Origin of the sequence: Dyadobacter sp. CY312 (genome assembly GCF_021390535.1) — a bacterium.
Taxonomy (GTDB): Bacteria; Bacteroidota; Bacteroidia; order Cytophagales; family Spirosomataceae; genus Dyadobacter.
The window spans coordinates 1-13,875 of record NZ_JAJUXG010000020.1 but is presented as its reverse complement, the minus strand read 5'-3'; the positions used below and the strand labels follow the sequence as shown (position 1 = coordinate 13,875).

Annotated in this window: 5 protein-coding genes; 4 read left to right on the top strand and 1 reads right to left on the bottom strand. The window is 46.6% G+C overall.

Features of this window, described 5'->3' with window-relative positions:
* Positions 1–207: 207 nt before the first annotated feature.
* From LZG71_RS25290 to LZG71_RS25275, 4 genes are all read left to right on the top strand, one after another.
* On the top strand, positions 208–4,413 hold the full coding sequence (locus tag LZG71_RS25290; RefSeq protein ID WP_233825208.1) for a two-component regulator propeller domain-containing protein: 4,206 nt from the start codon (positions 208–210) through the stop codon (positions 4,411–4,413).
* A 588-nt stretch (positions 4,414–5,001) separates the two neighbouring features.
* The gene (locus LZG71_RS25285; protein WP_233825206.1) at positions 5,002–8,142 is read left to right on the top strand and encodes a TonB-dependent receptor; all 3,141 of its coding nucleotides are present in this window, start codon (positions 5,002–5,004) and stop codon (positions 8,140–8,142) included.
* A gap of 77 nt (positions 8,143–8,219) precedes the next feature.
* On the top strand, positions 8,220–9,803 hold the full coding sequence (locus LZG71_RS25280; RefSeq protein WP_233825204.1) for a RagB/SusD family nutrient uptake outer membrane protein: 1,584 nt from the start codon (positions 8,220–8,222) through the stop codon (positions 9,801–9,803).
* Between the two features lie 12 nt (positions 9,804–9,815).
* Entirely contained in the window at positions 9,816–11,009 is a 1,194-nt protein-coding gene (locus LZG71_RS25275; RefSeq protein WP_233825202.1) for a hypothetical protein, read from the top strand.
* 296 nt (positions 11,010–11,305) lie between these two features.
* Here LZG71_RS25275 and LZG71_RS25270 read toward each other — a convergent pair.
* A partial coding sequence (locus LZG71_RS25270) for a T9SS type A sorting domain-containing protein (protein WP_233825200.1) occupies positions 11,306–13,875 on the bottom strand: 2,570 nt, incomplete at its 5' end.

Sequence of the window (13,875 nt, the reverse complement as noted above, 5' to 3'; positions counted from 1 at the left end):
ATCTTAAAGTATTCGTAATTTATACCACAATTTGACTGTGCGACTCGACGGAACCAACCCTTTTCAGGAGGTATTGGAACATACTTCGATGATGAAGGAAGGCAATTGTTAACAACGTTGTGAAGAACCATCCAAGCGAATACAAATGGGCTGCTTATGAAATAGGATTTGAATAGATGGATTAAAATTTAAAAGGATTTAAGGTCAGTGGCGGTCGAACATAAAAAATCCGGTATCACGCGAATAGAAGGCGATGCATTAACCAAACGCCAAATGGTGAAACGAATGAGCTTATTGGAGTCTGTAAGGTTGATCATATTGATTTTACTGGTGTATACCCCTTGCAGGTCGTTGGGGCAGGAGCATCGGTTTGTCCATATCGATGCCCGGAATGGTCTTTCGCATGGGCATGTAACGGCCATCTACCGAGACCAGACAGGTTTCCTGTGGATCGGTACAGAATCGGGTCTGAATCGTTTTGACGGGTACACCAACAAGGTTTTTCGTAAAGATGCGTCCGACTCTACAACACTCTTTTACGACTACATTGCCGGATTGTTTAAAATGCCAGAGGGTAAAATGGGTGTTCTTACCTCCATAGGCCCGTGCCTTTATGACCCTGCAAAGGAAACCTTTTCCGGACCTTCACAAGGTTTTAAGGCGTATTCAATCGAAAATCCAAATAATCTTAAAACGGCTGTATCGGATAATAGTGGTAACTTTTGGTTTATCCTTAAGGATCAGGGACTGATTTGCTACAATGAAAAAAGCAAAAAATCCATTGTCATCAAACATTCAGACCGTGATGCCGCTTCCATAGTCAGTAACAACGTCACATCGGTCGCCCAGTACAAAGATGGCACCTATTGGATAGCCCATTCCAACGGGACGGTCGAAAATATTATTCTTGGAAAACAGGGCGTGAAGGTGATCAAAAGGCTCAATTTCTTCAAGGATCGCAGGCCCGCCGGGAGCAATTATCTGCAATGTGAGCTGACGGTTGATAGTGACGGAGATATTTGGGTGTATCCCACCAATTACGATATCGGTGTCGCTTATTTGAACAGGCAAGAAGGCAAGATACGCTATCTTGGAAAGACATTCGGGGCTCCTCGCCTCAGTTCCGACATGATTACAGGTGTTGTCGGTGATAACAAGGGCAATATCTGGATTTCCAATGGTCAAAACGGTATTGATGTCCTGGATAAAAAGACGCTATCGGTGACCAATATGTCTAATTCCGCGGAGGACGATCAAACGCTGAGCCATAATGCGGTGACCACCATGCTCAAAGACAATGATGGGATCATCTGGGCGGGAACCTACAAAGGCGGATTGAATTATTTTCACAAGAACATCATGCAGTTTCCGCTCGTCAACCGGTATTCGAAACCTTACGGGCTGCCCTTTGATGATGTTAATACTTTTGCAGAGGATAAAATGGGTAATCTCTGGCTTGGAACAAATGGCGGCGGGCTGATATACTTCGACCGGCGTACCCGAAAATTCACAACTTACCGGCACGATCCGAATAATTCGCAAAGTCTGGCCAGCGACGTGATCGTTAGTTTGCGGTTCGACCATCAAAATCAATTATGGATAGGTACCTTTTTGGGGGGATTGAATTGTTTTGACGGACAAAAATTCACCAGGTACCAGCATCATCCTGCGCAACCGAAAAGCCTTTCAGGACGAAGTGTGTGGGAGATATTTGAGGACTCGCAGCGGCGACTTTGGATTGGCACGCTAGACGGCGGACTTTGCCTGTTTGATCGAAATACAAAAACCTTCACCAGGTACAATCACCCGGCGCAACGTGCACTCCACTCGGTTTATGTTCCTACGATCTTCGAGGATTCCCGGGGTAATATGTGGTTTGGGACAGCCAATGGAGTAGATGTGCTAATGAAAACATCCGGTGATATCGTCCACTACAACACGGAAAAAAACAATCCCAAATCCATTGGCAGTAACGACGTTTTAAGTATTCTGGAAGACTCAAAAGGGCGTATCTGGATCGGGACCCGCGGTGGGCTAAGCGTATGGCAAAGGAAATCGAATACATTTATCAACTATACCGAAAAGCAGGGTCTTCCTCACAATGCCATTCTATCGATGGTGGAAGACGAAGACGGGCGGCTCTGGCTGGGCACGTCAAACGGACTTTCATCTGCGACCATTTCATCGGATAACACCGGTTTAAAGGTGAGCTTTAGCAATTATTCTGAGATCGATGGGCTGCAAGGTAAGCAATTCAACGAGGATGCTGCGTTCCGGACGCGCAAGGGCGAGTTGATATTTGGCGGGGCCAATGGATTTAACATATTCAGGCCGGGCGATCTGGATAAGAACCGGATTGCTCCCCGGCTCGCGCTTACTGATTTTCAGCTGTTTAATCGTAGCATTGTTCCCGCACATCCGGCCGGGGACAAGTTCACATTGGCAGCTTCCATTACAACAAATCCGCCCATTGTGCTCCGGGCGAGCGACAATGTCTTTTCCATTGAGTTTGCGGCACTGAGCTTTATTCAGCCTTCAAAGAATCAATACCGATACAAGCTGGAAGGGTTTAATAAAGAATGGCTGGCCACTGATGCAGCTAACCGAAGGGTTACCTTCACCAATCTTGATGCGGGCGACTATGTTTTTCGTGTCATTGCCTCAAACAATGATGGACTCTGGAATAAAAATGGAATCGCATTGCAGATTAAAGTGCTTCCTCCTTTCTGGAAATCACCGGCGGCCTATGCACTGTATGTACTGGGTGTGGTTTTACTTTTGCTGGCCATTCGCAGGCTGATACAGGAAAGGGAGAGGATGAAGTTTGCCATCAGGCAGACGAGCGAAGAGGCGAAGCGTTCGAAGGAACTGGATATCCTGAAAACGAAATTTTTTACCAATGTAAGCCACGAGCTGCGGACGCCACTTTCCCTTATCCTCGCCCCGGTCGAAAAGCTGAGCCAAAAAGCCGTCGACAGCCATGAACGCCAACAGTTTGAGCTGATCCAAAGAAATGGCCGGCGATTGCTGAACCTGGTCAATCAGCTGCTCGATTTCCGTAAAATCGAAGAAAAGGAAATCCGGTTTCACCCTTCGGACGGCGATCTTATCCTGTTTATCAAAGACACGGTGTACTCATTCTCGGACCTTTCCGATAAAAAGGAAATCCGGCTTAGCTTTAATTCAAATGTCCCCGCACTGGAAACGATCTTTGACCATGACAAACTGGAAAAAATATTGTTTAACCTGCTGTCAAATGCCATTAAGTTTACACTTGGTCCCGGCGAGGTGTCCGTAACGGTGGATGTGCAGCAGACCATGGAGGAAAAGTTGGTCGAGATCCGGGTAAAGGATACTGGCATCGGGATTGCCCCGGAAAAACATGAGCTAATCTTTGAGCGGTTTTTTCAGAATGACCTGCCGAATACGATCATCAACCAGGGAAGCGGTATCGGACTTGCCATTACAGCAGAATTTATCCGGATTCATGGCGGCACCATTCGTGTAGAAAGCGAGGTTGGGCAGGGAAGCTGTTTTATTGTGAAGTTTTCTTTTAAAATGCAGACAGGGACAGTGCATGAAGTAGTTAACGAGCCTGTCCAGCCTGTTTTGCCCGATGCCAGAATCCAGACTGGGCATGTCTCCCAAGGCAAGCCACTTGTTTTGATCGTAGAGGATAATGAGGATTTTCGCTTTTATCTGAAAGACAACCTGAAACATTCGTATTCGGTGATTGATGCTTCGACAGGTGAAGAGGGTTGGGCCAAGGCCATTGAACAAAGACCCCGTCTGATTGTGACGGACATTATGATGCCTGGACTGAATGGCCTCGACTTTTGTAAAATGGTGAAATCAGACGAACGGATAGCCCATACGCCCGTTATCTTACTTACCGCGCGATCGGAAGATGAGCAGCGCCTGGAAGGATTTGATGCGGGAGCCGATGACTACATTGGCAAACCATTCAATTTTCAGGTACTGGAATCAAGGATCAAAAACCTTATTTCGTCCCGTCAAGACCTTCGTGCCCTGTTTGCACCCAGGAATGGGATCAAGGCAAGTGAAATCCCGATTACCTCGCTGGATCAGCAATTTCTTCAGGAAATGGTTCAGGTTATCGAGAATCACATTTCCGATGCCGAGTTTACGGTTACTGATCTGGCCCGTGAATTGGGTGTGAGCCGGTCGCAATTTTTCAAAAGGGTTCAGACACTCACAGACAAGTCTCCACTGGAAGTAATGCGGTTGATCAGGTTGCAGCGTGCTGCCCAGCTACTGGAAAAGAGCCAGCTTTCGGTTGCAGAAATTGCCTATCAGGTAGGTTTTAACAATCCGAAATATTTTACCCGCTACTTTAAGGAAGAGTATCACACGCTGCCTTCCGCATACGCCGGCGGCAAACGAAGAAGCTAATCGGTACAAACTCGGCGCTTACGGACGATTTTTACCTTTATTTGGGATGTTTTGTCCCGTTTTCAAAGAATCTGTTTTCCTACTTTTGGGCCACACATTCTTTGGTATCCCATGAAAAGAAAACTAACAGTATTACTTTGGCTCGAAGTCTTTTCTTATGTTCTGCTTTCCGCGTTGATCAGTTGGGTGGTTGCTTTGTTATGCAATTTATTCTGACGTAAGTTGATTTGCCTCTGCGTATAGCCGGAGTTCTCTGGAGTTTTTCTAAGGAGATTTCTTCTCAAACCAACATCGTGTCGCACTCAGTCTATAACAGGGTTGCGTTCCCATCTCCGTATCACAAAAACAAGTTTAATTAAGACAAAATATCTATGAAAATTGTGCATTTGGATCATCTGTGGACTTTTTATCACTTTAATTAGGACTAATCCGTACCATCCAAAAGTACGTTGACCCCATACCTTTGATGCAGAGAATTCCCCGAAATGAACAGCTTGGCAAAGGTAGGCGCGCACCGGATGCAGATCTGTACATAAGACAGGAATTCGATTTCAAACTGCATTGTGTAACGTACTTAAGGTAAAATCAATGATGAAAAAAATTTACAGATCCTTCTGTGTCGCTGCCCTTATTTTGTTTTCCTGTATAGTGACCCACGCGCAGCGACGTCAGGTGTCAGGGATAGTGAAGAACGAAACAGGCGGCGCGATGCCCGGCGTAACGATCCTGCTGAAAGGGACAACGATGGGTATTACAACGGATGTCGATGGAAAGTTTGCTATCCAGGCAATGCCCGAGGATGTGCTTAAAATTTCCTATATCGGTTATCTGTCGGAGCAAATTCCGGTTGGTAACAAAACGCAATTTGACATTACCATTCAACCCGATATTGCTACACTTTCAGAAGTCGTGGTGATCGGGTATGGGGAATCGAAAAGGAAAGACGTTACCGGCTCGATATCTTCCGTGTCCGGAGCGGAACTGCGTAAAACGAACCCGGTCACCATCGACCAGGCTTTACAGGGAAAAGTGGCCGGTATGGTAGTGCAGCAGGCATCGGGGCAGCCCGGCGGAGGTGTTTCGGTGCAGATCAGAGGGATATCTTCCTTCGGGGGCGGGGGGCCGTTGTATGTAATCGATGGTGTGATTATCGGTGGCACAGCCACGCTGGGCGCTGGTACCAACCCATTGGCTGCTATTAATCCGTCTGAAATTGAGTCGGTTGACGTGCTTAAAGATGCCTCCGCCACTGCTATTTATGGCTCACAGGCCACGAATGGGGTGATTATCATTACCACAAAACGTGGCGCGGTAACACCTCCAAGAATCTCTTACGATTTCTATACAGGTTTCCAGCAAGTGCCAAAGCGAATTCCCATCATGAATTTGCAGGAGTACGCCACCTTCATCAATGAGCGAAATGCAGGTTTGCTCTGGGGATTCGATAAACGGCCTGAATTTGCCAATCCGCAATATCTGGGGAAGGGTACCGACTGGCAAAAGGAACTCTTTAGAAACGCGCCGATGACTAACCACACAGTGACCATAAACGGAGGAGACGCCAGAACGCAATACCTGCTTTCAGGTTCATATTTCAAACAGGAAGGGATTGCTCTGGGCTCGGATTTCAGAAGGATATCTGTCAGACTCAACCTCGACAACAAGACGACCAACTGGTTGAAAGTCGGGACCAGCCTGCAAATGGCCAATATCAAAGAGAATATAAATTCGACCAGTTCAAACGTCATTAACGCCGCGCTCAGCCAGACTCCCGACATCGCGGTGAAAAGTAGCGATGGCGGCTGGGGTGGTGCGTATAACCCTAACGGTTGGGTGAACAGTACCATCAACCCATTTGCGATCGCGATGATCAACAAGGACCAGGTGAACAGAAATCAGATATTTGGAAATGCCTATGCTGAGATTCTGTTGAGCAAATCGCTGACGTTGCGGAATGAGGTTACGGGAAGCTTTTCAATGGCTACTGAGGATAGATTCAACCCAACCTACACGATGGGGCTTGTGAAAAACACGAACAACAACGGTTCGTACCGCTACGAACAAAACATGTATACAACGGTAAGAAATTACCTCACCTATTCGCATTTGTTCAGCGACAAATACAATACAAATGTCATGGTGGGACACGAGGCGCAATTGAGCAAAGGCGAGAATGTAAGTGCGGAACGCAATAATTTCCCGTCCAACAATGTGCAGACGATAAGCAGCGGTGATCCAACTTCTGCTATTAACTCAGGCTCAAAAAGTCAGAATGCCCAGGAATCGTACTTTGGCCGGTTGAATTTGGGGTTGTTTGACAAATACCTGATAACCGCAAACGTCCGGAGCGACGGCTCTTCCAGATTCGCAGCCGGAAACCGGTGGGTGACTACTTACTCGGGTGCTGTTGCCTGGAAGATCCAGAATGAGGTTTTTTTGAAAAGTTTCAAAGACATCAATGAATTGAAACTCAGGGTAGGCTACGGTTTAACAAATAATCAAAATGTCAGGGATTTCGCATATACCTCCACATTAGCTACTGTGGCTACCGGTCTGTCGGGTATATCCCAGCTCACCGAAAACATCGGGAACCCATATGTGGAATGGGAGAAAACGAAATACGCCAATATCGGTCTTGATGGAGCATTATTTTCATGGCGTATCAACTTTTCGGTCGATTTTTATAACCGGAAAACGGATGGTCTGTTAATGCAGATCCCGTTGCCATTTTACTCAGGAACGACCGTTGGCTGGTCTCCGGGAGCATTGGGCGCGCCGTATGTGAATATCGGGACGATCAGCAACAAGGGATTCGATTTTAGAATCAGCTCTACCAACATCCAGACAAAATCGTTTTCCTGGAAAACCGATTTGACTGCATCACGCAACATCAATAAAGTTATAAAACTGAATACCGACGGGGCATCGCTTGTTGGATCGCCATATAGCCAGACGGTTGTAGGGAACTCGATCGGTCAATTCTTTGGATACAAGGCAGATGGTGTTTTTGCAACTGCGGCGGATTTTGAGACACACGCCTTACCCACTAAGAACGGAGAACCGCTACCCGTTGGCGCGGCAGGAGGTAGTATCTGGTATGGCGACCTTAAGTTCAAGGACATCAATGGCGACGGGGTGATCGATGAGCGCGATCAGACCTTCCTCGGATCACCGATCCCGAAAATTCAATTGGGGCTGAACAACTCATTTTCCTACAAGAAATTTGACCTGAACATATTTCTGACTGGTAACTACGGTAACAAGGTATTCAATCAAATGCGTATGAACGGAGAATTTCCGGGGACCAGCTTCGGATACCTTAAAGCACTGAACAACTACGCCAAACTTGCTTTGATTGATCCCGCTAAACCTGCTACCGACGTCAGCAACGTCTATGTGGTTAATCCGGATACAGATATTCCGGGTATTAGAAATGATAATACAAACGATAACAAACGGGCGTCGGACAAATATGTAGAGGATGGGTCGTTCATCAGATTTAAAACCATTTCGCTGGGATATTCGCTTTCCGACAAACTGCTGGAAAAAGCCCACATCCATTCATTGCGGGTTTATGTGAACGTATCCAATGCATTCCTGATCACAAAGTACAAAGGAATGGATCCTGAAATTGGATCATGGAATCCACTGAATGCAGGCTATGACAATGGTTTTTATCCGCAACCACGTGTGTTTACTGTTGGTGCGAGCTTGCAGCTGACCAAATAATTGCTTCGAAACAGGTGTCAAACACGAATGTTCGGGACAATTCTTCATTTGATGTGTATCTATAAAAATATTGAGCAATGAAAATCAAAAAAACAATGGCGGCTGCCGGGCTTTGCCTTGCCCTGTTCTCGGCCGGATGCAGCGAAAGCTTTCTGGACCGTCCTCCATTATCCCAGATAAGCGCAGACAATTTTTACCAGACCACCAACGACCTCAGATTGGCCACCGCCGCTCTGTACGGCGGCAAGCCATGGGCCGAATGGAATTATAACTGCTTCTTGCCAATAGGCGACGTCCTTAGCGGTAATATGGCCGTGGGTTATTGGGGAGACGCTATACAGCTGAATACGTTTTCAGTTACGGGTAGCAACGAAATTATGATCGCCAACTGGAAAGGCATGTACAAGGTCATCGCACATTGCAATGTGACCATCAAGGCCATTGAGGAGAAGGCACCGGCTTCAATTCCTGAAAAAGACAGGCTTGGCGCCATTGCTGAAGCAAGGTTTTTGCGGGCGTTTGCCTATTACAATCTGGCCCTGTTATGGCGGGATGTGCCTATTATTAAAGACAATACAGAGCTCATTACCTCGCCGCTGGTTCACCGCAATCCGGTGGAAGACGTGTACAGGTTTGCTGCGAATGACCTGCTTTTTGCTGCGAAAAACCTTCCGGCGAAGGATGCTGCGGGAAGATTGACAACCTGGTCGGCACAAGGCATGTTAAGCAAAGTATATCTGACCTGGGCCGGGGTAGAAGCAAAAGGCAATGGCCCGCGCAACCAGGCACTTCTCGACAGTGCGGCACTGCATGCCGGCAATGTCTGTAAACAAAGCGGATTGTCGTTGCTACCCAATTATGCCGATCTTTTCAAAACCCAGTTTAATGATAATCCCGAATCCTTATTTGCATTGCAATGGTCACCGGGTACCGGCTGGCTTGAAGGAAACATGCTGCAGGTTTATTCGCCCGGTGGCCCGGAGATATCGGCGGCTGGACAGTCGGGTTGGTTTGGCATAGCACCTACCTATGACCTCTACAAGCAATACGCGAAGGAAGACACGATCAGACGGAAGGCTACTGTGATGCTTAAAGGTGACTATTACGCTGAGCTGAATGCGGCAGGAGGAGGTTATAAATTTACTGGTAACTCCGGTTTGAAAAAGCACATCATCGGCACAAGGGTCGATAACAGTGCACCGACGATGAGCTTGACATCTTCTATTGAGCACAATGCACTGTTAAGGCTTGCCGAAGTGTACCTGATCTATGCGGAAGCTGTTATTGGCAATAGCGCGTCTACAACCAATGCGGATGCCCTGCTGTATTTCAACAAAGTGCGTAGCAGGGCTGGCCTGGCTGCGGTGACTTCCCTTGATGAGGAAACTTTGTTCAGGGAAAGAAGAGTTGAATTGGCAGCCGAAGGGCATTTTTGGGAAGATCTGGTAAGGCTTTCTTATCACAACGAACCGAAGGCGATCAAAAAACTTAACGAGCAGGAACGGGTCTTGTTCACGTTCGATAATGGAGTTTTAACAAAAAGCAACCCACTCGGTGCTATCACGCCCGCCAACACCACTACCTTCAAGTTGCCAATACCTTCACCAGAGGTGACGGCTAATCCAAAATTGTTAGAAGCTCCCGTGCCTTACTCGTTTTAAAAATTAAAAGAAATGAAAAAGATCATATACAACAGAATTTGTTTTCTTCTGTTTTCCTGCATGGCTGGTGTTTTGGTGCTATCCTCATGTGAAAAAGATGATGACATAACCTCACCACCGGTTATCACTGAAATACGGAATTACGCCGCATCACCCAGCGACAGCCTGGTGGACACGCTGAGGGCCGGACAATGGGTGGTTGTGCTCGGGCAGAACCTGGGAGAGGTTTCACAGGTTTATTTCGGCAGTATACCTGCTACCATCAACAATACTTTATTTACTGACAAAAGTATCGTTGTACAGGTACCTTACATTCCGTTCGATTCCGTGGCGAGGGACAAGGTGAATACGGTCACGGTGGTTGGCGGCGGTGGTTCGGCGTCGTTTACGATCAACATTACAGGTCCGCCGATTATTGCCCGTGTAAGAAATTATGCCGCTGCGCCGAAGGATACCGTTCTCAACATGGTAATGCCTGGCCAAAAGATCAATATTGTCGGATACAATCTCAAAAAAGCTGTTAAAATAGCATTTCAGGGAGTGGATGCCAATTTGGGCGGGGCAGTTTATACCGACTCGAGCATTGTTGTGCAAGTTCCCGGTAATTTTTCCGGCGCCGATCCCTTGCTGGCGAATAGAATTACCTATGCCACGGCGGCCGACACAGTCACGTATTTCATCCGAATTTTTGACCCGGCCATCCTGGAATACTATAAAGATCCCATATTTACCTTGCTTACCGGCGGAATTGGTAAAGAGAAAACATGGGTATTGGACCTTGATGCAAAAGGCGTTTCAGCCAAATTCAAAGGCCCATTGTACTTCTCTGGCGTTGATTATGGCTGGGATAACCAATGTACCAAAACAGGAGGGGATTGCTGGTTGTATGATCCGGCTTATGAAAGCTGGATGGGTGCGCCTCAGGATTACGGCACGATGACGTTAGGCCTAACGAGCGGCTCAGCCGAACCGGTGGTAAAGGTGAGTCAAAAAGGGACAACCAAGAACGGGGCCTTCCTGGGTAGCTACTTTTTTGATATCAAGACAAAGACAATATCGTTCATTGGTGTTGTTCCGCTTAATCTGGGGAGAGACCAGGTTTGGTCCAGGGCATATGTCATCAGCCTTAAAGAGGATAGGATGCAACTGGGTTTCAGGGATCCGGTGAAATCGGAATTTTCGATTTATAACTACATTCGGAAGTAATAAGAAGGACTGGTAACCGCCAGTAAGCGAGGGGGCTCTCTTTCAAAGGACTGAGAAACCTCAAACCAACCCAAAAGCAAAAACCCTGCAAATCAACGATTAACAGGGTTTTTGTTTGTGAGAAAGTATCAAAATATAACCTTGTACCAGCGGGTGAGATGATCGACTGCTTTCATTTGTCATTCCGCGGGCATAGTCATGACTTGTTACTGAGGTATCTGTTTTGACGCTTTTGAAATCATAAAACCTGAGAAATCATCCGGGCAACAGACAAAACTGCTGCCCGGAATGATTGTCTATTTTACAATGACTACCTTTTGTGAATGGGTAGAACCGTCAATCAGCGTGAGTATAGCGATATACATTCCCTTGGAAAGACTACTCACGTCCACTCCCGCGGATGATATTGTTTTGGCATTGAGTACTTTCACTCCAAGTGAATTGTAGATTGCCACGTCTTTAATCTCGTTAAAATTTGTGAAGAAAATGCTTCTGCTGGCCGGGTTAGGGTAAACAGGTTCGTCCGTTTTTGTAAATTCACCAAACCGGATGCTGCTGTAGGTGAAAGTGCCGTCCTTGTCCACCATTTTCAATCTATAGTAATTCCCTCCTTTTAACGGAGATAGATCAATAAATTCATAATTTTTCAAGGCAACGCTTTCACCCTGAGCTGCTACCGCGCCAATCTGCTTCCATGACTTCCCATCCCCGCTGCGTTCAACCTGGAAGGATTCACTATTGATTTCTTCCGTTGTTGCCCAGTTCAGCCTTACAATGGATTCTTCCTTAGCTAATGTGAATGATACCAGCGTTACAGGTAATGAGCAGCCAGTTACGGTGATTTTCGTGCTCAATTCACATCCCGCACTGCTATAAATTGCATAGTACGTTCCTTCAGTTGCCTTGGTAGGGTCACTCACCAGTGATTCATTTGAAGGTGTTGCACTTGTGTAAAACGCCAGCGTGCTTCCCGATGGAGTATTGCTTGTTACAAGCGCAGTCAGATCCGCGGTGACGATGGGGCATAACAGCTGGACCGTGTTTTGCGATACGACCGGTGCATAAGGAACGTCACACAGTGTCACTGTCGAGCAATTGGCGCCGTCATTGCTGGCGGAAGGGGTAAATGTATTGATAATATTAGCTGTATTACTTGCTAAGTCTATCCTATAAAAACCTCCGTTGCTATTATTGAATGCATATAAATTCCCGCTGGCATCGGTAACAACAGCTCCGTACCCTGCATTTGGTAATCCATTTACAGATGTTTCTGAAACCACAACATCACCGGTAAAAGGGTTCAGCGAAGCTAGCTTGGCATCAAGCGTAATACCATAACACAGCTGTTCACGGGACACAAAAGCAATATCCGAGATATTAAGGGGAGCACTCACTGCAGTACCATAATTGGGACCCGTTTTTAGTATAAAACCAGCCGTTGGATCCACCAGTTGAAGATAGGTAGAACGGGTTGCATTAATATCTACAACATAATAATGAGCATTGTTGCTGGAAGTGAGCATCATGTAACCATTGGGAAGCTCAACACCGATGTTAAATCCACTCGGCAAATTCGCTATTGAATGCGTAACTACACCTCCGTCGCGGTCGATCCGCACAATTCTGTTTGAGTTATTATTATTGACGTATGCCCAGAGCATATCATCAGCTGAATTGTAAACCAAACCATTCAATGTAAAAGGCATCGGTGCGATTAACGTGCGGTCTCCGGTGGACACATTAAAGGCATAGAGAGAGGAGGGGTTACCACCAGCAGCGGCAACCTGGTATGTTGTGCCGTCATTACAGGTGAATGGAAGATTTTCAGCAAGCATATTGACACAACTTGCTCCGTCATTATTGCCAGATGGAGAATTCGTTGAAATTAAAGTAGCCGAGTTTGAAGTAATATTTATTCGGTAATAAGATCCGGTAGCATTATCAAAAGCATATATTCGTCCCGTAATATCACTGACAACTGCACCATAGTTACTTGCTGGCAATCCATTCACGGCTGCTTCTCCTACCACAACACTGCCGGTCAAATGATTTAGCGAAGCCAACTTAGCCTCGGACGTAATACCATAACTTAGCTGCGTGCTGGTCACAAAAGCGATATCTGAGATATCAAGCGGAGCGCTGACCGCGGTACCATAATCCGGACCGGTTTTTAGTGCAAATCCGGCAGTCGGATCTACCAGCTGAAGATATGTTGCACGATTTGGATTAAGGTCTACAACATAATAATTAGTATTATTGGTGGTAGACAGCATCATATAGCCACCCGGGAGCTCAACACCAATGTTAAACCCACCCGGTAAATTCGCAATCGGGAATAATGTGGTCGCACCTTCACGGTCGATCCGAACAATAGAAGTACCAACAGCTCCCCACAACATGTTATCCGCTGAATTGTATATCAATGCATTTACAGAATATGGCAACGGAGCAATCAACGTACGCACTCCGCTTGAGACATTATATGCATAAAGCGAGGAGGTTGGACGACCGCCTGACGCTGCTACCTGATAGGTAATGCCGTCTTCGCAGGTAAATGGCAGATCTGCCAGGCTTGTGGTAGCGCAGCTTGCTCCGTCATTATTACCAGACGGAGCACTGGTTGAAATCAGGGAAGCAGTATTAGTGGAAGGATGCACGAGATAAAAAGAACCTGTACTATTTTGAAACGCGTATAGTCTTCCAGAAATATCGCTGAATACGGCACCATAACTATCCGATGCCGACAACCCGTTTACTGTGGCCCCAACCACTACATTACCAGTGAAAGGATCCAGCGTCGCAATTTGGCTGCTTGTTGTAATTCCGTAACAAAGTTGATCTTTAGACACAAAGGCTATGTCGGAGA

Excerpts from the sequence above, each read along its gene's own strand:
- LZG71_RS25275 (WP_233825202.1), top strand. The coding sequence starts at position 9,816 with ATGAAAAAGATCATATACAACAGAATTTGTTTTCTTCTGTTTTCCTGC.
- LZG71_RS25285 (WP_233825206.1), top strand. The coding sequence starts at position 5,002 with ATGATGAAAAAAATTTACAGATCCTTCTGTGTCGCTGCCCTTATTTTG.
- LZG71_RS25280 (WP_233825204.1), top strand. The coding sequence starts at position 8,220 with ATGAAAATCAAAAAAACAATGGCGGCTGCCGGGCTTTGCCTTGCCCTG.